Genomic DNA, 25,462 nt, shown 5'->3' on the forward strand with positions numbered 1-25,462 from the left:
CCTATGCAGCTCCCCACGATCCCGAAGATCGGCCGGCTTACCAAGACCCACAAGATCACGGCGGCCGGCGCCGTCGCCGCGACCGCTGTCGTCCTGGCCGTCACCGGTCTCCAGGGGACCGGCGGGACTGCCTCCGCCGCGGTCGGTGACCCCACCGGCTTCCAGGTCTCCACCGGCGACCAGGTCAAGAGCATCGAAGCGCAGGCCGGCATCGCCTCGGAGCGCGCGATCACCGAGGCCGCGGCGAAGAAGAAGGCCGCGGACGAGGCGGCCAAGAAGAAGGCGGCCGACGAGGCCGCCGCGAAGAAGAAGGCCGCGGCCGACGCCGCGGCGCGGAAGAAGGCGGCAGCGGACGCCGCCGCCAAGAAGGCCGCCGCCGACGCGGCCGCCAAGAAGAAGGCCGCGGCCGACGCCGCCGCGCAGCGCGCCAAGGACACGGCCGCCGCGAACCGCTCCACGACGCGTACCGCCGTGCAGGCCGCCCCGCAGGCCAGCACCGCCGCCACGACCACGTACACCAACGACCTGGACGGCTGGATCAAGCAGTCGCTGGCGATCATGGCCCAGAAGGGCATCCCCGGCAGCTACGACGGCATCTACCGCAACATCATGCGCGAGTCGAGCGGCAACCCGCAGGCGATCAACCTGTACGACTCCAACGCCGCCGCCGGCATTCCGTCCAAGGGCCTGCTCCAGGTCATCGACCCGACCTTCCAGGCGTACCACGTCGACGGAACCTCGTGGGACATCTACGACCCGGTCGCGAACATCACCGCCGCCTGCAACTACGCCGCGGCGAACTACGGTTCCATGGACAACGTGAACTCCGCGTACTGATCCGCGCGTTCGGCTCCCACAGCCGCAGCGTGAAAGGGCGGCGGGACCTTTCGGTCCCGCCGCCCTTTCGGCGTATTCGGATTCGCTACTTCCGTTTCACTACTTCCGCATGACTTCCGGCTCGTGGCGGCGCAGCAGCCGCGAGACCACGATGCCGCACACGACGCCGAGCAGCACCAGGACGACCATGTCGATCGTCCACTGGCTCGCGGTGTGCTTCCACAGCGCGTCGGGGTTGCCCGGGTCCCACGGCATGATCACGTTGAGATTCGCCGTCGTGCCGAGCGCGGCCACCGCCCACCTGGCGGGCATCAGCCAGGCGAACTGCTCGATGCCGGGCGAGTCGTAGAGCTGGAAGAGCACGCCGGTGAACACCACCTGGACGATGGCGAACATGACCAGCAGCGGCATCGTCTTCTCCGCGGTCTTCACCAGCGAGGAGATGATCAGGCCGAACATCATCGAGGTGAAGCCGAGGCCGATGATGGCCAGGGTCATCTCGACCGCGGGCTGGCTCTTCATGATGACGCCCTCGGTGGGCATCGCGCGCGGCGCGAACCCGATGCCGCAGATGACGGCGCCCTGCACCGCGGTGATCAGGCCGAGCACGATGACCTTGGACATCAGATACGCCGAACGCGACAGGCCGGTGGCCCGTTCCCGTTCGTAGATGACCCGTTCCTTGATCAGCTCGCGGACGGAGTTGGCGGCGCCGGAGAAGCAGGCGCCCACCGCGAGGATCAGCAGGATCGTGCCCGCGTCCTTGTTGACGCCGTGCGCCTTGACCGGTCCGGGGCCCAGGCCGCTGGCCGCCGGGATGACGATGCTGACCACACCGAGCACCGCGGGCAGGATGAACATCAGGGCGATGAAGCCCCGGTCGGAGGCGATCACCGACATGTAGCGGCGGATCAGGGTGACGAGCTGCGGCAGCCACGCCTGCGGCTTGGGCGGCCTGGCCACCTGGTGCGGGATGACCGGCGCCTGCTGCGGGGCCGCCTGGTCCAGGTCCGCGGCGTACATCTGGTAGTGCTGCGAGCCGTGCCAGCGGCCCGACCAGTCGTAGTCGCGGTAGTTCTCGAAGGCGGAGAAGACATCGGCCCAGGTTTCGTAGCCGAAGAAGTTCAGCGCCTCGTCCGGCGGGCCGAAGTAGGCGACCGAGCCGCCGGGGGCCATCACCAGCAGCTTGTCGCAGAGCGCCAGTTCGGCGACGGAGTGGGTGACGACCAGTACCGTACGGCCGTCGTCGGCCAGGCCGCGCAGCAGCTTCATGACGTCGCGGTCCATGCCCGGGTCGAGGCCGGAGGTCGGCTCGTCCAGGAATATCAGCGAGGGTTTGGTGAGCAGTTCGAGGGCGACCGAGACGCGCTTGCGCTGGCCGCCGGAGAGCGAGGTGATGCGCTTGTCGGCGTGGATGTCGAGCTTCAGCTCGCGCAGTACCTCGTTGATCCGCGCCTCGCGCTCCGCGGACGCGGTGTCACCGGGGAAGCGGAGCTTGGCCGCGTACCGCAGTGCCGTCCTGACCTGGAGTTCCTTGTGCAGGATGTCGTCCTGCGGGACCAGGCCGATGCGCTGCCGCAGCTCGGCGAACTGCTTGTACAGATTGCGGTTGTCGTACAGCACCTCGCCCTGGTCGGCGGGGCGGTAGCCGGTGAGCGCGCGCAGCAGCGTGGACTTGCCGGAGCCGGACGGGCCGATCACGCCGATCAGCGACTTCTCCGGTACGCCGAAGGAGACGTCCTTGAGGATCTGCTTGGTCACCTTGCCGTGCGGCACGGTGACGGTCAGGCGGCGGGCGGAGAAGGAGACCTCGCCGGTGTCGACGAACTCCTCGAGGCGGTCGCCGACCAGCCGGAAGGTGGAGTGGCCGACGCCGACGATGTCGTTGGGGCCGAGCAGATGGCGCTGGATCGGCTGGCCGTTGACGTACGTGCCGTTGTGGCTGCCGAGGTCGACGATCTCGTAGCGGCCGTCGGGGTGCGCGCGGAACTCCGCGTGGTACCGGGAGACCTGGAGGTCGGAGACGACCAGTTCGTTCTCCAGCGCGCGGCCGATCTTCATGACCCGGCCGAGGGCGAGCTGGTGGAAGGTGGTGGGGCTGCGGACGCCCTGCGGGTGTCCGCCCGCGGGCTGCTGGGGCTGCGCGCGCGGGGCGGGCGGCTGCTGGACCGGCGGCTGACCCCAGCCGCCCTGGCCGCCCTGGCCCTGCTGGGGAGGCTGCGGCTGCCGCGCGTACTGCTGCGGCGGCACCTGCGCGGGCGGCTGTCCCCAGCCGCCGGGCTGCTGCTGACGCGGCGGGGCGGCGGGCGCCTGCGCGTGCATCTGCGCCTGCGGCTGGGCCTGGGCGGGCGGCTGGACGTGCTGCGGGGCCGGGGCCTGCGGGGCCCCGGCCTGTCCGACGGGTGCCGCGGCCCGCGCCTGCGGGTAGCGCTGCTGCGGCGTCGCGTGCGCGGTCTCCGCGCTGTACACATCGGCGCCGGCCTGCGCGCCCGCGGTGAAGTTCAGCCGGGGTCCGTCCGTGGCGTTGCCGAGGTGGACGGTCGAACCGGCCCCCACCTCGGTCTGCTGGACCCGCTGCCCCTGTACATAGGTGCCGTTGGTGCTGCCGAGGTCCTCGATCACCCAACCGCGTTCCGCACGGCGGATGGTGGCGTGCCGCCACGACACCCTGGCGTCGTCGAGTACCAGGTCCCCCGACGGATCGCGCCCCAGGCTGTACGAGCGGGACGCGTCCAGCGTCCAGGTCCGTCCGTTCAATTCGAGTACGAGTTCAGGCACCCCAAGCCCCATGTGTTGTCCCCCGAGTAGTCCCCCATGGGGGGAGTCTAGAGATAGCGAAGTTCGGGAGGAACTATTGCAGGCTCCTGTCTCGTAACAGAAAACAAGCCCGATGTACGTGTTCCGCAACGGACGTTGACGCGGCACCCGTCCGCGCCCGAGAGTGGGGCGCATTGGGTGCATGGGGGGACGAACGGCCTCGGGGGTCGGGATGAGTGCACGGACCACGCCCTGGACGAGCGTCATGCTCGCCGCTGTGGCGTCGGTGAGTTGGGCGTTCCTGGCGATGGCGGGCACCGCCGCTCTCGCCTTACATCTATTGGGCGCGGACACCGCCGGATCACTGGGGCCGATGACGGCAGCCGTGGTCGCGATGGCGGTGGGCGGCAAGGTGCGGCCGGGCGGTGACGTCGGCGCGTTCGGACTGAGCGGATCGCAGACCCAGGGCGCGATCGGTATCGCGCCGCTGGGTGTGGCACTCGTCGGCGCGCTGCTGCTGTCGTGGGTGTTCCTGCGCTCGCTGCGCAGGGCCGGTCCGACGGTCGGTGTCGGGGAACTGGCGGCGCGGGTCGTGACGACCGCCGTGCTGTTCCTGGCGGTCCTCGGCGGTCTCGCCTGGGCGGGGCAGGACACGGTGGCCATCGACGGCGCCGCGCTCGGCCCGTCCAAGGGCACCACGGACGACCTGCTGAGCAAGCTGCCCGGCGTGGGCAAGATCAGCGGCGGCCTCACCGACGGGTTGCAGGGGCTGATCCAGACCAAGGCGTCGATCACCTTCGAGGTCGCCACCGGGCGGACCCTGGCGGGCGGCCTGGTGTGGGTGCTCGGCGTGCTGCTGATCGCGCTGCTCGCCTCGCGCAGGACACCGCTGCCGGCCGGATGGGAGGGCGTGCACCGCGCGGTGCGGCCCGCCGTGTCCGCGCTGACCGTCGTCATGGTGGTCGCGGTGCTCGCGGGTGACGCGGCGGCCTGTTACGCGGCGCTGACCGGCGACGAGCCGGGCCGGATCATGGGCGCGGCGCTGCTCGGCGCGCCCAACGGCGTATGGCTCGCGGTACCGCTCGGCCTGTTCGTGCCGTGGAAGGGGCAGGCGTCGGGGCCGCTGACGTCGTTCCTGCCCGATCCCGTCGACAAGCTGCTGGCGGGCGGGTCCGGCAAGACGATCACACCGGGCGCGCTGGCCGAACTCGACGGCCGGGTCTGGCTGCTGCCGGTCGCCATCGCGGTGATGATGCTGCTCGCGGGCGCGCTCACCGCCACCCGCACTCCGCTCGACGGTGCCGCCAAGGGCGGTTTCGTCGGACGGTGCGCGGTGCGGCTCGGCCTGGTCACGGCCGTGGCGCTGCCGCTGCTGTCGCATCTGAGCAAGGTGAAGGTCAACGCGAATCTGTCGGTCTTCGGCTTCGACGCCGTCGGCGCCGGGGTCGACCTGCACGGCAGCCTCCCGCTGGGACTGCTGCTCGGCGCCGTCTGGGGCGCGGGCATGGGCGCGGTGGGCGCGCTGCTCGCGCTGGCCACCGGGGCGGCGGGACAGCAGGTCGCGGCGCTGGCCCGGCCGGGCGGGGGCGCGCTTCCCGATACGGGGGACGGCGCCTACGACAGCGGCGGTCCGGCGCCGGGCGCCGAGGAGGGCGTGCACGTGTCCGGCTCCGCCGGGGGCGACGACGCGGGCCGTACGTATCCGGAGCTGGCCTATCGGGCGGGACCGTATCTGCCGAGCCCGGTCTACCGTCCGGAGGACGGTGAGGAGCCCAACCCGTACGCCGGGGGCGGCGGCGAGCCCAATCCCTACGCCGGGCCGCGGCCCGGTGAGGAGCCGAATCCGTACAAGGCCCCGCAGGCTGGCGGGGTGGACGCCGCGCCGACCATCGCGGGGCCGCCGCCGCCCGGTTTCCGTCGGCCGCGAGGCGGCTCCGGCGGGGCCGGGGCTTCGGGTCGGCCGGAGGAGAAGTGGCCGGAGCCGCCGCCTCCCCCGCCGCCTGCCGCGCCGCGCCGGCCCCGCTGAGCCGGCGTCCGCCGCGGGTGCGGGGATCTGCGGGCCCCGCACCCCTCGGGCTCACGGCCCGACAGCGAACATCGTCTGCCCCATGAGGGCGGTGTTCACAGCTCGCCACCGCGAGCGCTGGTCGCGCAGTTCCCCGCGCCCCTGAAAAACCTGGTCCCGCGCAGCCGCACCGCGCCGCCTGAAAAGCCTGGTCCCGCGCAGCGCCACCGCACCGCCTGAAAAACCTGGTCCCGCGCAGCCGCACCGCGCCGCACCTCCGCTCCTGAAGGCGAGGCCCGCGCCCCCCGGAAAACCTGGTCCCGCGCAGCCGCGCCGCGCCGCACCTCCGATCCTGAAGGCGAGGCCCGCGGTCTTGGGGGCGGTCCGCCAACCGAGACGGCCGATCATCGGGCCGGGCGGGGCGGCTACGGTGGGAGCACCATGAACGACGTCTCGCAGACCGCGCCTGTCGCCGCCGTTCCGCCGGCGGACGCGCCCACCATTCTGGTCAAGATCTTCGGCAAGGACCGTCCCGGCATCACCGCGGGGCTCTTCGACACGCTCGCCGCCTTCCGGGTGGACGTGGTGGACATCGAGCAGGTCGTCACGCGGGGCCGGATAGTGCTGTGCGCCCTGGTGACGGCGCCCTCCCCCGGCCTCGAAGGCGAACTGCGCTCCACCGTGCACAGTTGGGCCGAGTCCATCGGCATGGAGGCGGAGATCATCTCCGGCACAGGCGACAACAGGCCGCGCGGCGAGGGCCGTTCGCATGTCACCGTGCTCGGCCGCCCGCTGACCGCCGAGTCGACCGCGGCCACCGCCGCCCTGATCACCAACGCGGGCGGCAACATCGACCGCATCTTCCGGTTGGCCAAGTACCCGGTGACGGCGGTGGAGTTCGCCGTCTCCGGCGCCGAGCCCGGTGTGCTGCGCTCGGTGCTCTCGGTCGAGGCGGCGGCCCTCGGCATCGACGTGGCCGTGGTCCCCGCCGGTCTCCAGCGCAGGGCGCAGCGGCTGGTCGTGATGGATGTGGACTCCACCGTCATCCAGGACGAGGTGATCGAGCTCTTCGCCGCCCACGCGGGCTGCGAGGCCGAGGTCGCCGCGGTGACGGCCGCCGCGATGCGCGGCGAGCTGGACTTCGAACAGTCGCTGCACGCGCGGGTGGCGCTGCTGGCCGGTCTCGACGCGTCCGTGGTCGACAAGGTCCGCTCCGAGGTGCGGCTCACGCCCGGCGCGCGCACCCTGATCCGTACGCTCAAGCGGCTCGGCTACCAGGTCGGCGTGGTCTCCGGCGGCTTCACCCAGGTCACCGACGACCTGAAGGTGCGGCTCGGCCTGGACTTCGCGGCGGCCAACACCCTCGAAGTGGTGGACGGCCGCTTCACCGGCAAGGTCGTCGGCCCGATCGTGGACCGGGCGGGCAAGGCGCGCCTGCTGCGCAGCTTCGCCGAGCAGGCCGGGGTGCCGCTCAGCCAGACCGTCGCGATCGGCGACGGCGCGAACGACCTGGACATGCTGAACGCGGCCGGGCTCGGCGTCGCCTTCAACGCCAAGCCCGTCGTACGCCAGGCGGCCGACACCGCCGTGACCGTACCTTTCCTCGACACCGTGCTGTATCTGCTGGGCATCACCCGCGAGGAGATCGAGGCCGCCGACGCGCTGGACGGCGTGCCGACGCTCTGACCGCGACAATTCCCGCGCCGGGCCGGGCGCCGATACGTATCCGTACGCACGCGCACCGGTTCGCGCCGTCCCGTAGCGGCTACGGCGCTCGTACCGGCCGCGCGGGCCTCGTACCGGTCAGTCGTGCGGCGCCCAGAAGGCGGTCAGGCGGCCGACGCCGTGTTCGACGGACTTCCAGGAGCCCGAGAAGGTGACGACGGCGAAGGCGGCGGTGGGGAAGCCGCGGGTCATCCGGGCCGCGGTGTCGCCTTCGGCGGTGCCCGCGAGCGCGTCGGCGAGGGCGTGCATGCCGGGGTTGTGGCCGATCAGCAGCAGCGAGCCGACCTCGTCCGAGGTCTCGGTGAGCAGCGCGAGCAGATCGCCGAGCGAGGCTTCGTAGAGCCGCTCCTCGTAGACGGTCTTGGGGCGGTGCGGCATTTCGTGGGCGGCGAGCTTCCAGGTCTCGCGGGTGCGGACCGAGGTGGAGCACAGCGCCACGTCGGGGGTGATGCCGTCGTCGGCGAAACGGAGGCCCGCCGCAGCGGCGTCCAGCCGGCCGCGGTCGGCCAGTGGCCGCTCGTGGTCGGCGACCGACGGCCAGTCGGCCTTGGCGTGGCGGAGAAGGACGATCGTGCGGGTCGAATCGACGGTCATGTCCTTCAGCTTTCCAGAAAACCCGCTGTCAGGCGCGGGATGGCACATCTCCACCGCCGCGGGGGCCGCCGGGGGCGCAGGTCAGAGGCCGTACGGGGGGCGGCGGGGCGGGAACGGCGGAAGGTCAGGGGTGAGGCTCACAGCAAGCGCTGGACGAGGTCCGGCAGCGAGGAGGCGATGTGGCCGAGCAGGTCGCCGGAGGAGGCCGCGGTCGAGGCGTCCGCGGTGCCTCCGCTGAGGAGGGCGAGCAGCGCGGCGAAGGCGAGCGCGGGCAGGGCGACGGCCCACCACGGCAGGCTCGTCTGCACGTTCCCGGACGACGCGTTCCCGGACGACGCGTTCCCGGACGACGCGTTCCCGGACGACGCGTTCGCAGACGACGCGTTTCCGCGTCCGGGCTTCCCGGCCCCGGCGGACCCCGCGGCCGTGGCGGACTCGACGGTGGGCCGGGACTGCCGGGAGTAGAGGTGCGGGGACTGCGTGGTCACGGTGACCGCCTCCGTGGAAAACCGTCGAAGTGCCGTTGTCTGCTTGCACTTCGACGCTACGGGCGGGCGCCGTGCGGTCCCATCCGGCCGTCCACCCACTTGACCCTGACCCTGGCCCCCTAGGGAAGGTGGGGTTGTCCCCACCTCCGGACTCGGGGTCGTGGCCCGAACGGGCCGGTGGGCGGGGGCGGTCAGCCCATCCGGGCGGCGAAGGTGGCGACGATGGCGACCAGCGCGGGCACGCCGAGCATGAGGCCGAAGACGATCAGCAGGCGCCGCTGGCTCTGCGGGGGATTCGGTTCGAGTACGGGCATGCGTTCAGTCTCGCACCGGGCCGCCGTGCCGCCGCACCGGGGTCACAGTTCGTCCTCGATGTGTCGCCGCCGCCCGGCGAGCACCCCGCAGACGATCTGCGGCACCATCAGCGCGATCATGAAGGCGATCGGCAGCCCCCAGCCGCCGCTGGCCTGGTTGAGGGTGCCGACGAGGATCGGTCCGGGGATCGAGATCAGATAGCCGGTGCTCTGCGCGAAGGCGGACAGCCGGACGACTCCCGCGCCGGTCCGCGACCGCATCCCGATCATCGTCAGGGCCAGCGGGAAGGCGCAGTTGGCGATGCCGAGCAGCAGCGCCCACACCCACGGCGCGGCGGCCGGGGCGGCCCACAGGCCCGCGTAACCGACCAGTCCGAAGGCGCCGAGCAGGACGACCAGCGGGCCCTGCGCCCGCATCCGGGCGGCGAGCGGCGGCAGCACGAAGGACAGCGGCACGCCCATCACCATGGTGACCGCGAGCAGCAGCCCCGCCTTGCCCGCGGACAGTCCGGCGTCCCGGAAGATCTGCGGCATCCAGCCCATGGTGATGTACGCGGCGGTGGCCTGGAGTCCGAAGAAGCAGGCGAGCGCCCAGGCGGTAGGGCTGCCGGTGATACGGCCGTGGCCGCCGTCCACGGCGCGCGCCGCGTCACTCTTCCGGGCCGCGTCGGTGTTGACGGCCGCGGCGTCCTTCCGGGCGCCGGTGGCGGGCGGCGCACCCGTACGGTCGCGGACCAGCGCGAGCCAGGGCACCACGGCGACGGCGGCCAGCGCGGCCCACACGCCGAGGCCGAGCCGCCAGCCGTGGCCCATGGCGTGGGTCATGGGGACGGTGACGGCGGCGGCGAGGGCGGTGCCGAGGGAGAGGGCCATGGAGTACAGGCCGGTCATCGCGCCGACCCGGTCGGGGAAGTAGCGCTTGACGATCACCGGCATCAGCACGTTGGAGACGGCGATGCCGCCGAGGGCGAGGGCGCTGAGGGCCAGGAAGACCGCGGTGTTCCCGGCCAGCGGGCGCAGCGCGAGCCCGGCGGTGATGGCGGCCATGCCGACGCAGATCACGGCGCCGGGGCCGTGGCGGCGGGCCAGCCTCGGGGCGGCGAAGCCGAAGAGCGCGAAGCACGCGGAGGGCACGGAGGTGAGCAGGCCCGCCATGGTGCCGCTCATGCCGAGGCCGTCGCGGACCTCCTTGAGCAGGGCGCCGAGGCTGGTAATGCCGGGGCGGAGGTTGAGCGCGGCCAGGACGAGACCGGCGACGACGAGGCGGCGCAGCCAGGGGTTCCCGGCGAGACCGGCGGCGGGCGCGGCGGCGGGCGCGGTGCCGGGCGCGGTGCCGGTACGGTCCCGGGCCGGGGCGGCGGTCGGGCCGGTGGCCGGGACCGGGCCGGAGCCCGTGTCCTGTACGGGTTCCGCGGCCGTCACGGAGGCCGTCGTTCGTGCCGTCGGCGGGGCCGTCGGCGGCGTCCGGGCGGGGTCGAGGGCGAGGGATTCGTCGTCACGCATTTCCCCATCATAGAATGATGGGATGAATCTCGGTCCAGTGCCCAGGCACACCACGCTCGCCGACCGTACGATCGGCAGCCTCCGCGCCCAGATCACCTCGGGCGCCTGGCCGGTCGGCTCCCGTATCCCCACCGAACCGGAGCTGGTGGAGCAACTGGGGGTGGCGCGCAACACCGTCCGCGAGGCGGTGCGGGCGCTCGCCCACAACGGTCTGCTCGACATCCGGCAGGGCTCCGGCACCTATGTGGTGGCCACCAGCGAACTGGCCGGGGTGATGCGGGCGCGCTTCGCCGACTCCGACCCGCTGCACGTGGCCGAGCTGCGCGGCTCGCTGGAGGGGACGGCCGCGGGTCTGGCGGCGCAGCGCCGTACCGACGCCGACCTGGCGCAGCTCGACGCGGCGCTCGACCGGCGCGAACGGGCCTGGGAGTCGGGCGACGCGGAGTCCTTCGTCGAGGCCGACGCGACCATGCACCTGGCGGTGGTGGCCGCCTCGCACAATGACGTGCTCACCGCGCTCTACGCCGACCTCGGCGAGGTGCTGCGGGACTTCCTGCGGGCCGACGTCGGCACCGACCTGCGGCCCGAGGACCATCTCGACCACGCGCGGCTGGTCGACGCGATCCGCGCGGCCGACCCGGAGCACGCCGCGGCCGAGGCCCGCGACCACGCCTTCCACTGCCGCTTCGGCACGACGCTGGCCTGACCCGCCCTGACCCGCCTGGCCTTCCTGATCCGCCTCACCCGCCTGACCCGGCGGGGCCGTACACGGCGGAGCCCCCGCACCGGTCGGTACGGGGGCCCTGCCACAGTCCTCGGGGTGGTCAGCCGCCGACGGCGTGCAGGCCGCCGTCCACGTGGATGATCTCGCCGGTCGTCTTCGGGAACCAGTCGGAGAGCAGCGCCACGACACCGCGCCCGGCGGGCTCGGGGTCGGCGGTGTTCCACTCCAGCGGGGAGAGGTGGTTCCAGGTGTCCGACAGCTCGCCGAAGCTCGGGATGGACTTGGCGGCCATCGAGCCGATCGGCCCGGCCGAGACCAGATTGCAGCGCACATTGCGCGGGCCGAGGTCACGGGCGAGGTAGCGGGAGGTGGCCTCGAGTGCCGCCTTGGCCGGGCCCATCCAGTCGTAACCGGTCCAGGTGTACTGCGCGTCGAAGGTGAGGCCGACGACCGAGCCGCCGCCCGCGCCGGTGGCGCTGTCGTACGCGGGCATGAGCGGCATGCACGCCATGGTGAGCGACTTCAGCGAGAACGCGGAGACGTGCATGGCCGTCGCGACGGACTCGAACGACGTGTTGAGGAAGTTGCCGCCCATGGCGTCCTGGGGGGCGAACCCGATGGAGTGCACGACACCGTCGAGGCCGCCCAGCTCCTCGCGGACCACCTTTTCAAGACGCTCCAGGTGCTCGGTGTTCGTCACGTCCAGCTCGATGACCTTGACCGGCTTGGGCAGCTTCTTGGCGACGCGCTCGGTGAGGGTGGGCCGGGGGAAGGCGGTCAGGATGATCTCGGCACCCTGCTCCTGGGCCAGCTTGGCGGCGTGGAAGGCGATGGAGGACTCCATCAGCACACCCGTGATGAGGATGCGCTTACCGTCGAGGATTCCGCTCATGTTCTCAGTGACCCATGCCCAATCCGCCGTCAACGGGGATGACGGCTCCAGTGATGTACGAGGCGTCGTCCGAGGTGAGGAACCGCACCGTCGCGGCGATCTCCTCGGGCTTCGCGTAGCGGCCGAGGGGCACCTGCGCCACGATGCCCTCGCGCTGCTCGTCGGTGAGCGCCTGGGTCATGTCGGTGTCGACGAAACCGGGCGCCACGACGTTGAAGGTGATGTTGCGCGAGCCCAGTTCACGGGCGAGCGAGCGGGCGAAGCCGACCAGCCCCGCCTTGGAGGCCGCGTAGTTGGCCTGCCCCGCGGAGCCCAGCAGCCCGACCACGGAGGAGATCAGGACGACGCGGCCCTTCTTGGCCCGCAGCATGCCGCGGTTCGCGCGCTTCACGACCCGGAAGGTTCCGGTGAGGTTGGTGTCGAGGACGGACGTGAAGTCTTCCTCCGACATCCGCATGAGGAGCTGGTCCTTGGTGATGCCGGCGTTGGCGACCAGCACCTCCACGTTCCCGTGCTTCTCCTCGATCTCCTTGTAAGCCTGTTCCACCTGCTCGGGGTCGGTGATGTCGCAGCGGACGGCCAGGCAGCCGAGCGCCACCAGTTCGGCGGGCGGCTCACCCGAGCGGTAGGTGATGGCGACCTTGTCGCCCGCGTCGGCGAAGGCACGCGCGATGGCGAGGCCGATGCCCCGGTTGCCTCCGGTGACGAGAACCGAGCGGCTCAACGGATCACTCCCTCAGTCGTGAGTTTCTCCGTGAAAAGCTATCGGTCCTCGCACCGATCCGGGGAATCGGCCCCGACAGGCTGCTCCCGTGGTCCCTGTGGGTTTCCTACAGAACCATGGGTCAGCCGTTCGCGCGGGCGGCGGCCCTGCGGCGGCTCCAGAGCAGCAGTCCCACGGCGCCCGACGCCAGAACGGCGCTGCCGGACAGGGCGGTCTCCAGGGTGCCGGTGGCCGCGCGGTTGTCGGTCACGTCGCTGGTCGCGAGCTTCGCCGTGGTGGATGTCACGGCGACGTCGCCGCCGTGACCGTGGTGGCTGACGGTGGACTTGGACGCGCCGGCCGCGATCTGCCGGTCGGTCGGCGCCTGGGGCGCGGCGACCGCCGCCGCTTGTACCCCCTGGCCGAAGACGACATCGGAGCAGCCGTAGAAGGCCTCGGGGCTGTCACTGCGCTGCCACACCTGGTAGATGAGCTGCCTGCCGGTGCGGCTGGGCAGGGTGGCGTTGAAGGTGTAGTAGCCGTTCGTCGCGGAGGCGACGGTGTTGTAGACGGCGATCGGGGTGGCGTCCAGGTCGGACCACTTGAGCGGCTTGGTCGGGTCGTATCCGGCCTTGGTGATGTAGAGCGTCATCGTGCCCTTGTGCGGCGCGGTGACACGGAAGTTGACGGTGGTGGTGCCCGCCGAGACCGCGGTGGCGGGCCAGTCGGTGCGGGCCCAGTCCAGCGCCCGGTACTTGTCGCGGTTGGCCGAGCAGAGGTGGCCGTCGGGGATGATCGTGCGGCTCTGGCCGTTGGCGTTGGCGATGTTCACCTCGTTCCAGTCGTACAGCGGCTGGGTGCCGCTGTCGGCGACCAGGTCCTTGCAGACCTGCGACTGGGGGTGTTCGGGGCCTTCGGCGAAGCAGCCGGAGATCCGGCTGACCGGTGCGCTGAGCGCGCCGTGGGCGCTGGCGGTCACCGGCGTGAGCGCGGCGATCGTCAAGGCGGCGGCGCCGACCGCGCCGACCGCGGCGGCATTACGGCGTACTGACATGTGGGGGGCTCCTCGTCGTGCGGAGTGTGGTGCAGCGGACAGGAGTGAGGGCGGCGTCATGAGCATAGAGATTGGTCTGGACCAACCTCAAGGTCTCGGCGCGGATTGGCATCTGACGATTCGCCGGCCGCCCGCCCCGGCACACGCCGCGTCCTGCGGAAAAGCACGCGCTGGCGGTCGGCGGGACATGATTCACTGCGGATACCTGTCGAACGGTCGAAGGGGAAGTTCGTCGTGCCTCATGAGGTCGATCAGTCATTCCTGGCGCTGCCCCTGCGGGCACTCGCCGACGCCGCACTGGCCCGCGCCCGCGCGCTGGGCGCGGACCACGCCGATTTCCGGCTGGAGCGGGTGCGCGGCGCGACCTGGCGGCTGCGCGACGCGCGCCCGTCGGGCACCTCCGACACCACCGATCTGGGGTACGCGGTACGGGTGGTGCACGGCGGCGCCTGGGGCTTCGCCTCCGGGGTCGACCTGACGATGGACGCGGCGGCCAAGGTCGCCTCGCAGGCGGTCGCGATGGCCAAGCTGTCCGCGAAGGTGATCGCCGCGGCGGGGTCGCGGGAGCGGGTGGAGCTGGCCGACGAGCCGGTGCACGCGGACCGGGTGTGGGTGTCGGCGTACGACATCAACCCGTTCGACGTGCCGGACGCGGAGAAGACGGCGCTGCTCGCGGAGTGGAGCGCCCGGCTGCTGGCGGCCGACGGGGTCGACCACGCGGACGCCTCGCTGATGACCGTGCAGGAGAACAAGTTCTACGCGGACACCGCGGGCACCACGACCACGCAGCAGCGCGTCCGCCTCCATTCGCAGCTCACCGCTGTCGCCGTCGACGGCGACAGCGGCGACTTCGACTCGATGCGCACGCTCGCGCCGCCGGTCGGCCGCGGCTGGGAGTATCTGACCGGCGCGGACCACGGCTGGGACTGGGACGCGGAGCTGGCCCGTATCCCGGAGCTGCTGGCCGAGAAGATGCGCGCGCCCTCGGTCGAGGCGGGCGCGTACGACCTGGTGGTCGACCCGTCCAACCTGTGGCTGACGATCCACGAATCGATCGGCCACGCCACGGAGTTGGACCGCGCGCTGGGGTACGAGGCGGCGTACGCGGGCACCTCCTTCGCCACCTTCGACCAGCTCGGCACGCTCAAGTACGGCTCGCCGCTGATGAATGTGACCGGTGACCGTACGGCGGAGCACGGCCTGGCCACCGTCGGCTTCGACGACGAAGGCGTGGCGGGACAGTCCTGGGACCTGATCAAGGACGGCACGCTCGTCGGCTACCAGCTCGACCGGCGGATCGCGAAGCTCACCGGCTTCGAGCGGTCCAACGGCTGCGCGTACGCCGACTCCCCCGGCCATGTCCCGGTGCAGCGGATGGCGAACGTCTCGCTGCGGCCCGCGCCCGACGGCCCTTCGACCGAAGAGCTGATCGGCGGCGTCGAACGCGGCATCTACGTCGTCGGCGACCGCTCGTGGTCCATCGACATGCAGCGCTACAACTTCCAGTTCACCGGGCAGCGGTTCTTCCGGATCGAGAACGGGCGGCTCGCGGGCCAGCTCAAGGACGTCGCCTACCAGGCCACCACCACCGACTTCTGGGGCTCGATGGACGCCGTCGGCGGCCCGCAGACGTATGTGCTCGGCGGTGCCTTCAACTGCGGCAAGGCCCAGCCGGGCCAGGTCGCGGCCGTCAGCCACGGCTGCCCGGCCGCCCTCTTCCGGGGCGTCAGCATTCTCAACACCACCCAGGAGGCCGGACGATGAGCAGCGTGACGACCAAGCCGCACGAGATCGTCGAACGGGCGCTTGAGCTGTCGAACGCGGACGGCTGCGTGGTGATCGCCCAGGAGGAGTCCAGCGCGAATCTGCGCTGGGCGGCCAACTCCCTGACCACCAACGGCGTCACGCGCGGCCGTACCCTCACCGTGATCGCCACCGTGGACGGCGCCGAGGGCACCGCGTCCGGTGTGGTGTCCCGCTCGGCCGTGACCGCCGACGAGCTGGAGCCGCTGGTACGGGCGGCCGAGGCGGCGGCCCGCGAGGCCGGTCCCGCCGAGGACGCGCAGCCGCTGGTGACGGGCGTGCCGCACTCGGCGGCCTTCACCGACGGGCCCGCCGAGACCAACTCCGACGTCTTCGCGTCCTTCGCGCCCGCGCTCGGCGAGGCGTTCGCGACGGCGCGGGCGGGCGGCCGTGAGCTGTACGGCTTCGCCTTCCACTCGGTGACGTCGACGTATCTGGGCACCTCGGCCGGGCTGCGGCTGCGGCACGATCAGCCGACCGGCACCCTTGAGGTGAACGCGAAGTCCCCCGACCGCAGGCGTTCGGCGTGGGCGGGCGCGGCCACCCGCGACTTCACCGACGTGGACCCGCTGGCGATGGACGCCGACCTGGCCCGCCGGCTGGTCTGGGCCGAGCGCCGGATCGACCTGCCCGCGGGCCGGTACGAGACGCTGCTGCCGCCGTCGGCCGTCGCGGACCTGATGATCTACCAGTTCTGGTCGGCCGCGGCCCGGGACGCCGCCGAGGGCCGTACGGTCTTCAGCAAGCCCGGCGGCGGGACCCGGGTCGGCGAGAAGCTGTCGCCGCTGCCGCTGACCCTGCGCAGCGACCCGGCGGAGCCCGGCCTGGAGGCGGCGCCGTTCGTGATCGCGCACTCCTCGGGCGACGACACCTCGGTGTTCGACAACGGGCTGCCGGTGGAGCCGGTGAACTGGATCCACGAGGGCTCGCTCGCCCGGCTCACCACCACCCGGCACAGCGCCGGGCTCACCGGCCTGCCGGTCGCGCCCGCCGCCGACAACCTGGTGCTGGACGGCGGCGGCGAGCGGTCGCTGGACGAGATGGTCGCGGCCACCGAGCGCGGTCTGCTGCTGACCTGCCTGTGGTACATCCGCGAGGTCGACCCGGCCACGCTGCTGCTGACCGGCCTCACCCGCGACGGCGTCTACCTGGTGGAGAACGGCGAGGTGACCGGCGAGGTCAACAACTTCCGTTTCAACGAGTCCCCGGTGGACCTGCTCGGCCGCGCCGCCGAGGCGGGCCGCACCGAGCGGACGCTGCCGCGCGAGTGGAGCGACTACTTCACCAGGGCCGCCGCCCCGGCCCTGCGGATTCCGGACTTCAACATGAGTTCGGTCAGCCAGGGGGTCTGACGCCCGTGCCCGACGAGAAGAAGACGGTCAGGATCTCCAGGTTCCTGTCGATGGTGCTGCGGCACCGGCCCGACAGCGTCGGCCTCACTCTCGACGAGGCCGGGTGGGTGGACGGGACGTGGAGACGGCCGTGCGCGTGGGATCACGGCACGGCCGTCCTGTGGTGCTCGCGCTGGACGCCAGGGGGCTGGCCGCCGAGGGCCATGTCTTCCGGATCAGCGCCAACGGCGTGTGGCTGACCGACCGGGTGCCGCCGCGGTGGCTGCGGCGGCACCCCACGGGCTGAGCGTCACCGCGGTGCGGGCGTCACCGCGGTGCGGCGGTCTTGCGCGTGCCCTTGAACATCGACCACAGGGCGTCGCCGATCGCCACGACGACGACGGCGCCGATGAGTTGCAGCACGTGCCGGGTCCAGTCGATGCCCTTGGTGTCGTTGACGCCGATCCAGGTCGACACGGCGTTGCCGAGAATGCTGCCGCCCATACCGCAGATCACGGTGAGCCACAGCGGCAGGGACTGCTTGCCGGGGAGGATCGCCTTGGCGATCAGACCCAGCACCAGACCGACGATGATCGCCCACAACCAACCCATGTCACTCGCCTCCTCGCGTCCGGACGGCGTACGCCCGGAACTCGTCCGGCCAGTCTGTGCCCGCTCCGGCTACGCCGCATGTCGAGTGGGCCGTCCGCCGTACGGCCCGACAGCGGCGCCGCACGGATGGTGCCCCCGCTATCGAAGGCGGGCGGTACGCGGCGTACCGTGGTGAGGCCGGGCCGGGCGCCGACCCGTGCTCAGGAGAGTCCGGCGGAGCGAGCGGGTGGTGGAGCGCGATGCGGAAGCAGGGCGGGCCTGAGGTCTTCCAGATCACGGGAGCGCGTACCGGTCTGACCGAGGACGTGGCCGGACGGCAGCGCAGGTACATCATCTCGATGTCGATCCGTACTCTTTCGGTGATCCTCACCGTGGTGCTCTGGGACGTGGAGCGGGTACTGGCCTGGGGGATGCTCGTGGTCGGGCTGCTGCTGCCGTACGTGGCGGTGGTGTTCGCGAACGCGGGCCGGGAGAACGTGCCCTCGCTGCCGTCGTCGTTCGTCCTTCCGCAGGCCAGGCCGATGCTCGAAATGGGCGATCCGTCCGATCCTGAGGGCTACGGCGAGCCGGTGCCGGTACCCGTGCCGCCGAACCTCAAGAAAAGCTCAGATCAATCGTGAAGTTCCACTCCACGGACGGTTGAGCGCGTGACATACTTCGTACGCGCTCCGCATCCCCCGTCGGAGCGACGGACCGACGCCGGGCGGCTCCCCCCGTGGCTGCCCGGCGTCGCCATGTCCAGCGGCGGTTCTGTTTACTGGGCGTCGTGAGCGATGCCGGGAACAATGTGAACGAGAACGAGAAGCCGATCTGCTCGGCCAAGGACTGCCGTACCCCCGCCGTGTGGGTGCTGGCCTGGAACAACCCCAAGATCCACACGCCGGAGCGGCGCAAGACGTGGCTGGCGTGCGACGAGCACCGCGAGCACCTGTCGCAGTTCCTGGGGATGCGCGGGTTCCTGAAGGACGTCGTGCCGCTGGCGGAGTGGGAGCGGGGAGAGCGGGAGCGGTAGCGGCGCGGCGGGGCTCCGGGGGCTCCGGGGGCGGCGGTTCTCCGAGCGGCCTCAGGGCGCGGCGGTTCTCCGAGCGGCCTCAGGGTGCGGCGGTTCAGCCGCCGATGGCCGACATGGGGCGGTCGGGCTGGAGGAAGGCCGGGTCGTCGAGGCCCGAGCCCGCCTTCTTGCCCCACATCGCCGCCCGCCACAGCTCCGCCATCCGCTCGTCGTCGGCGCCGGAGCGCAGCGGGCCGCGCAGGTCGGACTCCTCGCGGGCGAACAGGCAGTTGCGGACCTGGCCGTCGGCGGTGAGCCGGGTGCGGTCGCAGGCGCGGCAGAACGGCCGGGTGACCGAGCCGATGACGCCGACCGTGGCCGGGCCGCCGTCGACCAGCCAGCGCTCGGCGGGCGCGGAGCCGCGGACCGTCTCGCCCTCGGGGGTCAGGGTGAAGCGGGTCCGCAGGCGGTCGAGTATCTCGTCGGCGGTGACCATGTCGGTGCGCTGCCAGCCGTGCTGCGCGTCCAGCGGCATCTGCTCGATGAACCGCAGCTCGTATCCCCGCTCGACGGCCCAGGCCAGCAGGTCGGGCGCCTCGTCGTCGTTGACACCGCGCATCAGCACCGTGTTGATCTTCACCGGGGTCAGGCCCGCGTCGGCCGCCGCCGCCATGCCCGCGACGACGTCGTGGTGCCGGTCGCGGCGGGTGAGGGTGTGGAAGACCTCGGGGCGCAGGGTGTCGAGGGAGACATTGACCCGGTCGAGACCCGCGGCGCGCAGCGCGTCGGCGGTGCGGCGCAGGCCGATGCCGTTGGTGGTCAGCGACAGCCGGGGGCGCGGCTCCAGGGCGGCGCAGCGCTCGACGATGCCGACCAGGCCGGGCCGCAGCAGCGGCTCGCCGCCGGTGAAGCGGACATCGGTGACGCCCAGCTCGTGGACCGCGATCCCGACCATCCGGACGATCTCGTCGTCCGTGAGCAGGTCGGGCTTGGCCAGCCACTGGAGGCCCTCTTCCGGCATGCAGTAGGTGCAGCGCAGATTGCAGCGGTCGGTGAGGGAGACGCGCAGGTCGGTCGCCACTCGGCCGTAGGTGTCGATCAGCACGGGCTCCGCCTCCCTCCTGGACGCTCGCGCGCCGTCGCTCCTGCGGCGGGCGCTCGGCGCGCCGCCGTTCCTCCACCCTATGACGTCGCACGGACAACCCGGCGGGGCCGCCGGGCGGGTGGGGCCTGTCGGTGCAGCGTACGCGACGGGCGCCAAATTACAACAGTTTGTTGAAACGGCTGCTCGGCGTCCCGTCCCGCTGGCTCGGCGTCCGGTCCCGTCGGCTCACCGTCCGGCCCGGCGTCCGCCCACCCGGCCGGCCCGCCCGTGTCCCGCGACCAGGTCACCGGGCGCCGCACACCGACACCGCGGCGCGGCCGGTTCGTTGGACAGCCCGGCGGCGCCCACCACGCCGTCACCGTCCCCCGCCGCTCCGCGGGCCGGGGACCGCCGCCCAGGACCGCCGAGGACTCGCCGCGATGACCCCACCTCCGCCCCCGCCCCCTCCTCCCCCGTCGCACCGGCCGCAGCTCCCGGCCCGCAGGCCGTACGGGAGCGTACGGCTGCCCGCCGACCTGCCCGCCGACCTGTTCACGGGACCTGCCGCCGCCCGGCCGGGAACCGGCGCCGCCGCGCCCACCGGCTGGTACGCGCGGCGGGTCCGGCTGCCGCCGCTGAGCATCGCCGCGCTGCGATCCGGCCGCCGGTATGGCTGAACCGCCGTCGGCGACGGGGAAATTCCGACCGATCCATGGAATTGCGCTTCTTTGACCGGCCGTTGGGCACTAGTTTCCTTCGTCATGCACACGTCGGACGGCAGACCCTGCCGTCCCACGGCTGATGGACGATTGGAGATCCCATGGTTCCGCTTCCCGGCCTCCCCCGGCGCCGCCGCGCGCTCGCGGCCGGTCTCGGTCTGGTGACGGCAGCCGCCCTCGCCGTACTCCCCGGAGCCGCCCCGGCCTCCGCTTCCTCCGCTTCCTCCGCCTCCGGCGCCTCCGCCGCCGCGCACGGCTCTCAACCGCCGCGCACGGACGGCCCGTTGCTGTCGTACGTCGTCAACATCGACGGCGGGCGCGGCACGCAGCGGTCGGTGGAGCGCGCGATAGAGCGGGCGGGCGGCCAGGTGGTGATCGCGTACGACCGGATAGGCGTCATCGTCGTGCACTCGGCCAACCCGGACTTCGGCGCGACGCTGCGGCGCGTCCACGGCGTACGGAGCGCGGGCGCGACCAGGACCGCCGCCATCGAGCCGTCCGCGACGACGCAGGCGGGCGGGGTACGGACGCTGACCGCGGCCGAGGTGGCCGCCGCCTCGACGCACCAGGCGCCCGGCCAGGAGCCGCTTGAGGCGGACCAGTGGGACCTGCGGGCGATCCGGGCCGACAAGGCGGCCGGGGTCAATCCGGGCAGTTCCAAGGTGACCGTCGGCGTCATCGACACCGGCGTGGACGACACCCACCCCGACCTGGCGGCGAACTTCTCCGCCAAGCAGTCCGCGAGCTGTGTGGGCGGCGTCGCCGACACCTCACCGGGCGCCTGGCGCCCCTGGGACCCGGCGGCCGACTACCACGGCACCCACGTGGCCGGTGAGATCGCCGCCGCGCGCAACGGGATCGGCGTGGCCGGGGTCGCGCCCGGCGTGAAGATCGCGGCGATCAAGGTCAGCGAGCCGGGCACCGCGCTGTTCTACCCGGAGAGCGTGGTCTGCGCCTTCGTCTTCGCCGCCGACCACGGCATCGCGGTCACCAACAACAGCTATTACATCGACCCGTGGCTCTACAACTGCCCGAGCGACCCCGACCAGCGGGCCATCGTGGACGCCGTGCGACGCGCCGCCGCGTACTCCGAGCGCAAGGGCGTACTGAACGTCGCCGCCGCGGGCAACAGCGACGACGACCTCAACTCCCACGCCCTGACCGACACATCGAGCCCGGACGACTCCACCGCGGTCACCCGCACCGTCGACCCGCACGTGTGCCTCGACCTCCCGACCCAACTGCCCGGCGTCGTCACGGTCTCCGCGACCGGCGCCCAGAACCTCAAGTCGTACTACTCCAGTTACGGCCTGACCGTGATCGACGTGGCCGCGCCCGGCGGCGACAGCAGGCAGATCCCCGACACCCCGTCCGGCAACGGCCGCATCCTGTCGACGCTGCCCGGCGGCACGTACGGCTACCTCCAGGGCACTTCGATGGCCAGCCCGCACGTGGCGGCGGTCGCGGCGCTGATCAAGAGCCGTCACCCGCACGCCTCGCCCGCGCAGCTCCAGGCGCTGCTCAAGATCGAGGCGAACAACCCCGGCTGCCCGACCGGGCCCGCGCAGGACGCCACCTGCACCGGGCCGAAGGCGTACAACAGCTTCTACGGTCACGGCATCGTGGACGCGCTGAACGCCGTCACCAGGTAACGCCCGCCAAGACGCCCCGCACGCACGGCCGTTACCGGCCGCGTACCGCCCTCAGGGCTTCACCAGCACCTTGAGGGCGGTGCGCTCGTCCATCGCGCGGTAGCCCTTCGGGACGTCCTCGAGACCGACCGTCAGGTCGAAGACCGGGGACGGGTCGACGGTGCCGTCCAGCACGTCGGGGAGCAGTTCCGGGATGTACGTGCGGACGGGCGCGACGCCGCCGCGCAGGGTGATGTTGCGGTCGAACATCTCGCCGAGGTCGAGACCGGTGCCGCTGCCGTGCGGGACGCCGACGTAGCCGATCGCGCCGCCGTCGCGGGTGATGCCGACAGCGGTGCGCATCGACTGCTCGGTGCCGACCGCCTCGATCACCGCGTGCGCGCCCTGGCCGCCGGTCAGTTGACGTACCGCCGCCACGGCCTCGTCGCCGCGCTCGGCGACCACGTCGGTGGCGCCGAAGTCCCGCGCGATGTCGGTGCGCGACGTGTGCCGTCCGAGCGCGATGATCCGCTCGGCGCCCAGCCGCTTGGCGGCCAGGACCCCGCACAGGCCGACCGCGCCGTCCCCGACCACCGCCACCGTCGCGCCGGGCCGCACGCCCGCGCCGACCGCCGCGTGGTGGCCGGTGCCCAGCACGTCGGACAGCGACAGCAGGGCGGTCAGCAGCCGCTCGTCGCTGAGCGCCGCCGCGGGCAGCTTCACCAGCGTGGCGTCGGCGTACGGCACCCGGACGGCCTCGCCCTGGCCGCCGTCGGACTGCCCCTCCTCGCCGATCGAGCCCCAGAAGCCGCCGTGCGCGCACGACGTGGTCAGGCCCTCGACGCAGTACGCGCACACGCCGTCCGACCACACGAAGGGCGCCACCACCAGGTCGCCGGGGCGCAGCCCCGCCACCTCGGCGCCGGTCTCCTCGACCACCCCGAGGAATTCGTGGCCGATCCGCTGGCCGGGCTTGCGCGCCGACTCGCCGCGGTACGCCCACAGGTCGCTTCCGCAGATGCAGGCGCGCACCACGCGGACCACCGCGTCGCCGGGCCGCCGGATCCTCGCGTCCGGCACCTCCTCCACCCTGAGGTCGTGGGGTGCCTGGATCACGGTGGCGCGCATGGCGGTGTCCTCGCTGGTCAGCTCGTTGTCGGTGGGGCGTCTCCACGGTACGCCAGGGGCCCGCGGTCCTCACATCCCGGACGGGCTGGACGCGAGGTCGGGCGCGGCGGGCGTCAGGGCCGGCCCGGCCGCGTCCGCGGGGCGCCAGCCGGGGCCGCGGAAGAGGTAGCCGGCGCGGGCGCGCCAGGTGGGGGCGGCGCGGAGGTCGCGGGCGAGGGCGGCGTACTCGTGGGTGGCGACCCGCAGCGGGTTGTAGGTGGCGATGTTCTTGGTGAGGCCGTAGACGGGGGCGTCGGTCTCGGGGGTGAAGGAGCGGAAGAGGCGGTCCCAGACGATGAGGACGCCGCCGAAGTTGCGGTCGAGGTAGCCGCCCTGCGAGGCGTGGTGGACGCGGTGGTGCGAGGGGGTGTTGAGGGTGAACTCCAGCGGGGCGGGCAGCTTGCCGACGCGTTCGGTGTGGATCCAGAACTGGTAGACGAGACTGACGGCGGTGCAGAACGCGAGGGCGGCCGGGTGCACGCCGAGGGCGATCAGCGGGAGGTAGAACGGCCAGGAGGTGAGGCTGGTCCAGGGCTGCCGCAGCGCCGTGGAGAGGTTGAACTTCCGGCTGGAGTGGTGCACGACGTGGCAGGCCCACAGGACGCGGATCATGTGGTGGCCGCGGTGCGACCAGTAGTAGAAGAAGTCCTGCGCGAGCAGTATCAGGGGCAGCGTCCACCACTCGACGGGCACCCGCAGCGGGGTCAACGCGTAGAGCCCGGAGTAGACCGCCACGATCGGGATCTTCCACAGCGCGTCGGTGACCAGACTGCCGAGACCCATCGACAGGCTCGCGGCGGTGTCCTTGGTGCCGTATCCGGCGGAGTCCTCGTCGGGGTGAAAGCGGTAGCTCACCATCTCGACGACGGTGAGCAGTACGAAGGCGGGTATCGACCACAGCACGACATCGGGGAGTTGGGGCATGAGCGCACCATAAAGGCGCGTACAGGGCACCCGCCAGACCTTGTTACCGACAAGTAAGGAAAGCGGGTGGCGGTAGCTGTCAGTGGCGAGCCGTATTCTCTGTGACCATGCTCGACAACCTAGCCGCCCAGACACCGCCGCCGTCCCCGTGGCCTCCCGCCTATCCGGACGGTTACGCCGTGGTCGACGTCGAGACCACGGGGCTCGGCCGGGACGACCGGATAGTGTCCGCGGCGGTGTACCGGCTGGACGCCCGCGGCGAGGTGCAGGACCACTGGTATTCGCCCGTCAACCCGCTGCGCGACCCCGGCCCGGTGTGGATCCACGGACTCACCAGCGCGATGCTCGCCGACGCCCCGCTCTTCCCCGAGATCGCCGACCAGCTCGCCGAACGCCTCGCGGGGCGCGTCCTGGTGGCGCACAACGCGGTCTTCGACTGGTCGATGCTCGCCCGCGAGTACGCGCGCGCCCGGTCCGTCGCACCCGTCGAGCAGCGGCTGTGCACCATCGTCCTGGCCAAGGAGCTGCGGCTGCCCCTGGCCAACCACAAGCTGGAGTCGCTGGCCGCGCACTACGGGGTCGAGCAGCGGCGCGCCCACCACGCCCTCGACGACGCGCGCGTCCTGGCGGAGGCGTTCCGCCCGAGCCTGCACCTGGCCGCCGCGGCCGGTCTCCCCCTGCCGCTGCACACCTGCCGCCCGCTGACCGAGTGGGTCGACGGCTCCGACACGGTCCCCTCGCCGCGCCCCGGCGCCTCCTACGGGCCCGGCTCGTACCGCGCCACCGGCTGGCGCCCGGCCCGCAAACGGCCCGCGTGCCCGTATCCCAACCCCGGCCGCCTCGCTCCCGACGGGCCCCTGGTCCAGGGGATGCGGGTCGCCTTCTCCGGTGACACCGGCATCGACCGCGAGCTGCTGGAGGACCGCGCCACCGACGCCGGGCTCCACGTCGCCTCCAGCGTCAGCCGCCTCACCAGCCTCCTGGTCACGAACGACCCGGACTCCCCCACCTCGAAGGCCGTCAAGGCCCGCCAGTTCGCCACCCCGATCATCGACGAGGCCCGCTTCACCGAACTCCTGAAGGCCGTCACCCCCGCGGCGGGCGTGCACGGCTAGGGCATCGCACCGGGCGGGTACGGCTAGCGGGCCGGGCGGACCGGGCGAGCGCGTCGAGCGCGGCGAGCGGGCACGGCTAGCGCGTCGGGCGGGCCGTGCGGGGCTCCATCCAGGTGACTCTCGCGCGACGCGGGGCCTCCCGCGTTGCCCCGGCGCGCTCAGGGCAGCAGCCTGGGCACATGGCCCGATGCGAGGTTTGCGGAAACGACTACGTCATGAGCTTCGAGGTGCACGCCCAAGGCGCGGTGCACGTCTTCGACAGCTTCGAGTGCGCCATCCACCGTATGGCGCCGATCTGCGAGCACTGCCGGGTGCGGATCGTCGGCCACGGTGTGGAGGTGGACGGCCACTGGTACTGCGGCGGGCACTGCGCGAAGGCGGAGGGCGCGGCCGGGATCGTGGACAAGGTCGGCTCGATCGCCTGAGCCCGGTCGGCCGCCCCGCACCCCGTCCGACCACGGCCGCCCCCGCCTGAGGCCCCCCTCCGGA

24 protein-coding genes and 1 pseudogene are annotated in these 25,462 nt (G+C 72.4%); 13 read left to right on the top strand and 12 right to left on the bottom strand.

Going from position 1 to position 25,462, the window contains the following annotated elements; translation table 11 throughout:
* Positions 1 to 3: 3 nt before the first annotated feature.
* Positions 4 to 837: a lytic transglycosylase gene (locus tag ABZX65_RS02605; RefSeq protein ID WP_355333654.1), complete on the top strand. Its 834-nt coding sequence runs from the start codon at positions 4 to 6 to the stop codon at positions 835 to 837.
* 99 nt (positions 838 to 936) lie between these two features.
* Here ABZX65_RS02605 and ABZX65_RS02610 read toward each other — a convergent pair whose 3' ends face one another.
* A complete protein-coding gene (locus ABZX65_RS02610; RefSeq protein ID WP_355333656.1) occupies positions 937 to 3,627 on the bottom strand; it encodes an FHA domain-containing protein in 2,691 nt (896 codons plus the stop codon).
* A 199-nt stretch (positions 3,628 to 3,826) separates the two neighbouring features.
* Between ABZX65_RS02610 and ABZX65_RS02615 the strand changes: the two genes are divergently transcribed.
* Together ABZX65_RS02615 and serB are read left to right on the top strand one after the other, a co-directional pair.
* The gene (locus tag ABZX65_RS02615; protein WP_355333659.1) at positions 3,827 to 5,620 is read left to right on the top strand and encodes a streptophobe family protein; all 1,794 of its coding nucleotides are present in this window, start codon (positions 3,827 to 3,829) and stop codon (positions 5,618 to 5,620) included.
* Positions 5,621 to 6,040: 420 nt separating this feature from the next.
* Positions 6,041 to 7,285 (top strand): phosphoserine phosphatase SerB, encoded by a 1,245-nt coding sequence (gene serB, locus ABZX65_RS02620; RefSeq protein ID WP_355333662.1) that lies wholly within the window; start codon positions 6,041 to 6,043, stop codon positions 7,283 to 7,285.
* A 117-nt stretch (positions 7,286 to 7,402) separates the two neighbouring features.
* Here serB and ABZX65_RS02625 read toward each other — a convergent pair whose 3' ends face one another.
* From ABZX65_RS02625 to ABZX65_RS02640, 4 genes are all read right to left on the bottom strand, one after another.
* A complete protein-coding gene (locus ABZX65_RS02625; protein ID WP_355333665.1) occupies positions 7,403 to 7,918 on the bottom strand; it encodes a histidine phosphatase family protein in 516 nt (171 codons plus the stop codon).
* A 137-nt stretch (positions 7,919 to 8,055) separates the two neighbouring features.
* Complete coding sequence (locus ABZX65_RS02630) at positions 8,056 to 8,406, bottom strand: hypothetical protein (protein ID WP_355334756.1); 351 nt, start codon at positions 8,404 to 8,406, stop codon at positions 8,056 to 8,058.
* 191 nt (positions 8,407 to 8,597) lie between these two features.
* Entirely contained in the window at positions 8,598 to 8,720 is a 123-nt protein-coding gene (locus ABZX65_RS02635) for an SGM_5486 family transporter-associated protein (RefSeq protein WP_262928365.1), read from the bottom strand.
* Positions 8,721 to 8,762: 42 nt separating this feature from the next.
* A complete protein-coding gene (locus ABZX65_RS02640) occupies positions 8,763 to 10,223 on the bottom strand; it encodes an MFS transporter (RefSeq protein ID WP_355333668.1) in 1,461 nt (486 codons plus the stop codon).
* A 22-nt stretch (positions 10,224 to 10,245) separates the two neighbouring features.
* Here ABZX65_RS02640 and ABZX65_RS02645 point away from each other — a divergent pair, with 22 nt between their 5' ends.
* Positions 10,246 to 10,929 carry a FadR/GntR family transcriptional regulator gene (locus ABZX65_RS02645; protein ID WP_355333670.1) on the top strand — a complete coding sequence of 228 codons (684 nt, stop codon included), beginning with the start codon at positions 10,246 to 10,248 and terminating at the stop codon, positions 10,927 to 10,929.
* Between the two features lie 118 nt (positions 10,930 to 11,047).
* On the opposite strand, the gene fabI is transcribed toward ABZX65_RS02645, so the two are convergent.
* The 3 genes from fabI to ABZX65_RS02660 all read right to left on the bottom strand — a co-directional run bounded on the left by fabI (position 11,048) and on the right by ABZX65_RS02660 (position 13,596).
* The gene (gene fabI / locus ABZX65_RS02650) at positions 11,048 to 11,839 is read right to left on the bottom strand and encodes an enoyl-ACP reductase FabI (RefSeq protein ID WP_355333673.1); all 792 of its coding nucleotides are present in this window, start codon (positions 11,837 to 11,839) and stop codon (positions 11,048 to 11,050) included.
* Between the two features lie 4 nt (positions 11,840 to 11,843).
* Positions 11,844 to 12,563 carry a 3-oxoacyl-[acyl-carrier-protein] reductase gene (gene fabG, locus ABZX65_RS02655; protein WP_188281889.1) on the bottom strand — a complete coding sequence of 240 codons (720 nt, stop codon included), beginning with the start codon at positions 12,561 to 12,563 and terminating at the stop codon, positions 11,844 to 11,846.
* A 121-nt stretch (positions 12,564 to 12,684) separates the two neighbouring features.
* Entirely contained in the window at positions 12,685 to 13,596 is a 912-nt protein-coding gene (locus ABZX65_RS02660) for a lytic polysaccharide monooxygenase (RefSeq protein WP_355333676.1), read from the bottom strand.
* A 234-nt stretch (positions 13,597 to 13,830) separates the two neighbouring features.
* Here ABZX65_RS02660 and ABZX65_RS02665 point away from each other — a divergent pair, with 234 nt between their 5' ends.
* The 3 genes and pseudogenes from ABZX65_RS02665 (at position 13,831) to ABZX65_RS02675 (ending at position 17,037) form a co-directional block, all read left to right on the top strand.
* A complete protein-coding gene (locus ABZX65_RS02665) occupies positions 13,831 to 15,360 on the top strand; it encodes a TldD/PmbA family protein (RefSeq protein WP_355333678.1) in 1,530 nt (509 codons plus the stop codon).
* Positions 15,357 to 16,751 carry a metallopeptidase TldD-related protein gene (locus ABZX65_RS02670; RefSeq protein ID WP_355333681.1) on the top strand — a complete coding sequence of 465 codons (1,395 nt, stop codon included), beginning with the start codon at positions 15,357 to 15,359 and terminating at the stop codon, positions 16,749 to 16,751. The genes ABZX65_RS02665 and ABZX65_RS02670 overlap by 4 nt, the downstream gene beginning before the upstream one ends.
* Positions 16,752 to 16,801: 50 nt before the next feature.
* Positions 16,802 to 17,037 (top strand): annotated as a pseudogene (locus ABZX65_RS02675) (RNA 2'-phosphotransferase).
* 20 nt (positions 17,038 to 17,057) lie between these two features.
* On the opposite strand, the gene ABZX65_RS02680 reads toward ABZX65_RS02675, so the two are convergent.
* Positions 17,058 to 17,342, bottom strand: a complete 285-nt coding sequence (locus ABZX65_RS02680) for a GlsB/YeaQ/YmgE family stress response membrane protein (protein ID WP_355333683.1) — start codon at positions 17,340 to 17,342, stop codon at positions 17,058 to 17,060.
* Positions 17,343 to 17,581: 239 nt separating this feature from the next.
* Here ABZX65_RS02680 and ABZX65_RS02685 point away from each other — a divergent pair, with 239 nt between their 5' ends.
* Positions 17,582 to 17,962 carry a DUF3099 domain-containing protein gene (locus ABZX65_RS02685; RefSeq protein ID WP_355333686.1) on the top strand — a complete coding sequence of 127 codons (381 nt, stop codon included), beginning with the start codon at positions 17,582 to 17,584 and terminating at the stop codon, positions 17,960 to 17,962.
* 167 nt (positions 17,963 to 18,129) lie between these two features.
* On the top strand, positions 18,130 to 18,354 hold the full coding sequence (locus ABZX65_RS02690; RefSeq protein WP_355334665.1) for a hypothetical protein: 225 nt from the start codon (positions 18,130 to 18,132) through the stop codon (positions 18,352 to 18,354).
* A gap of 94 nt (positions 18,355 to 18,448) precedes the next feature.
* Here the strand turns inward: ABZX65_RS02690 and moaA are convergent, their stop codons facing one another.
* Entirely contained in the window at positions 18,449 to 19,438 is a 990-nt protein-coding gene (moaA, locus tag ABZX65_RS02695; protein ID WP_355333688.1) for a GTP 3',8-cyclase MoaA, read from the bottom strand.
* A gap of 419 nt (positions 19,439 to 19,857) precedes the next feature.
* Between moaA and ABZX65_RS02700 the strand changes: the two genes are divergently transcribed.
* Positions 19,858 to 20,094 carry a hypothetical protein gene (locus ABZX65_RS02700; RefSeq protein WP_355333691.1) on the top strand — a complete coding sequence of 79 codons (237 nt, stop codon included), beginning with the start codon at positions 19,858 to 19,860 and terminating at the stop codon, positions 20,092 to 20,094.
* A 143-nt stretch (positions 20,095 to 20,237) separates the two neighbouring features.
* The gene (locus ABZX65_RS02705) at positions 20,238 to 21,788 is read left to right on the top strand and encodes a S8 family serine peptidase (protein WP_355333693.1); all 1,551 of its coding nucleotides are present in this window, start codon (positions 20,238 to 20,240) and stop codon (positions 21,786 to 21,788) included.
* Positions 21,789 to 21,839: 51 nt separating this feature from the next.
* Here the strand turns inward: ABZX65_RS02705 and ABZX65_RS02710 are convergent, their stop codons facing one another.
* The gene (locus ABZX65_RS02710) at positions 21,840 to 22,895 is read right to left on the bottom strand and encodes a zinc-dependent alcohol dehydrogenase family protein (protein ID WP_355333695.1); all 1,056 of its coding nucleotides are present in this window, start codon (positions 22,893 to 22,895) and stop codon (positions 21,840 to 21,842) included.
* Between the two features lie 69 nt (positions 22,896 to 22,964).
* Positions 22,965 to 23,858 (bottom strand): sterol desaturase family protein, encoded by an 894-nt coding sequence (locus ABZX65_RS02715; protein WP_355333697.1) that lies wholly within the window; start codon positions 23,856 to 23,858, stop codon positions 22,965 to 22,967.
* 107 nt (positions 23,859 to 23,965) lie between these two features.
* Here ABZX65_RS02715 and ABZX65_RS02720 point away from each other — a divergent pair, with 107 nt between their 5' ends.
* Both ABZX65_RS02720 and ABZX65_RS02725 read left to right on the top strand, forming a co-directional pair.
* Entirely contained in the window at positions 23,966 to 24,973 is a 1,008-nt protein-coding gene (locus ABZX65_RS02720) for a DEDDh family exonuclease (protein WP_355333699.1), read from the top strand.
* A 179-nt stretch (positions 24,974 to 25,152) separates the two neighbouring features.
* Positions 25,153 to 25,398 carry a hypothetical protein gene (locus ABZX65_RS02725; protein ID WP_188281880.1) on the top strand — a complete coding sequence of 82 codons (246 nt, stop codon included), beginning with the start codon at positions 25,153 to 25,155 and terminating at the stop codon, positions 25,396 to 25,398.
* Positions 25,399 to 25,462: the final 64 nt, after the last annotated feature.

The sequence above is a fragment of the Streptomyces sp. NPDC003300 genome (genome assembly GCF_040610915.1).
In the GTDB taxonomy this organism is placed as follows: domain Bacteria; phylum Actinomycetota; class Actinomycetes; order Streptomycetales; family Streptomycetaceae; genus Actinacidiphila.

Excerpts from the sequence above, each read along its gene's own strand:
- ABZX65_RS02605 (WP_355333654.1), top strand. The coding sequence starts at position 4 with ATGCAGCTCCCCACGATCCCGAAGATCGGCCGGCTTACCAAGACCCAC.
- ABZX65_RS02610 (WP_355333656.1), bottom strand. The coding sequence starts at position 3,627 with ATGGGGCTTGGGGTGCCTGAACTCGTACTCGAATTGAACGGACGGACC.
- ABZX65_RS02615 (WP_355333659.1), top strand. The coding sequence starts at position 3,827 with ATGAGTGCACGGACCACGCCCTGGACGAGCGTCATGCTCGCCGCTGTG.
- serB (WP_355333662.1), top strand. The coding sequence starts at position 6,041 with ATGAACGACGTCTCGCAGACCGCGCCTGTCGCCGCCGTTCCGCCGGCG.
- ABZX65_RS02625 (WP_355333665.1), bottom strand. The coding sequence starts at position 7,918 with ATGACCGTCGATTCGACCCGCACGATCGTCCTTCTCCGCCACGCCAAG.
- ABZX65_RS02635 (WP_262928365.1), bottom strand. The coding sequence starts at position 8,720 with ATGCCCGTACTCGAACCGAATCCCCCGCAGAGCCAGCGGCGCCTGCTG.
- ABZX65_RS02640 (WP_355333668.1), bottom strand. The coding sequence starts at position 10,223 with ATGCGTGACGACGAATCCCTCGCCCTCGACCCCGCCCGGACGCCGCCG.
- ABZX65_RS02645 (WP_355333670.1), top strand. The coding sequence starts at position 10,246 with ATGAATCTCGGTCCAGTGCCCAGGCACACCACGCTCGCCGACCGTACG.
- fabI (WP_355333673.1), bottom strand. The coding sequence starts at position 11,839 with ATGAGCGGAATCCTCGACGGTAAGCGCATCCTCATCACGGGTGTGCTG.
- ABZX65_RS02660 (WP_355333676.1), bottom strand. The coding sequence starts at position 13,596 with ATGTCAGTACGCCGTAATGCCGCCGCGGTCGGCGCGGTCGGCGCCGCC.
- ABZX65_RS02670 (WP_355333681.1), top strand. The coding sequence starts at position 15,357 with ATGAGCAGCGTGACGACCAAGCCGCACGAGATCGTCGAACGGGCGCTT.
- ABZX65_RS02680 (WP_355333683.1), bottom strand. The coding sequence starts at position 17,342 with ATGGGTTGGTTGTGGGCGATCATCGTCGGTCTGGTGCTGGGTCTGATC.
- ABZX65_RS02685 (WP_355333686.1), top strand. The coding sequence starts at position 17,582 with ATGCGGAAGCAGGGCGGGCCTGAGGTCTTCCAGATCACGGGAGCGCGT.
- ABZX65_RS02700 (WP_355333691.1), top strand. The coding sequence starts at position 19,858 with ATGACCCCACCTCCGCCCCCGCCCCCTCCTCCCCCGTCGCACCGGCCG.
- ABZX65_RS02705 (WP_355333693.1), top strand. The coding sequence starts at position 20,238 with ATGGTTCCGCTTCCCGGCCTCCCCCGGCGCCGCCGCGCGCTCGCGGCC.
- ABZX65_RS02710 (WP_355333695.1), bottom strand. The coding sequence starts at position 22,895 with ATGCGCGCCACCGTGATCCAGGCACCCCACGACCTCAGGGTGGAGGAG.
- ABZX65_RS02715 (WP_355333697.1), bottom strand. The coding sequence starts at position 23,858 with ATGCCCCAACTCCCCGATGTCGTGCTGTGGTCGATACCCGCCTTCGTA.
- ABZX65_RS02720 (WP_355333699.1), top strand. The coding sequence starts at position 23,966 with ATGCTCGACAACCTAGCCGCCCAGACACCGCCGCCGTCCCCGTGGCCT.
- ABZX65_RS02725 (WP_188281880.1), top strand. The coding sequence starts at position 25,153 with ATGGCCCGATGCGAGGTTTGCGGAAACGACTACGTCATGAGCTTCGAG.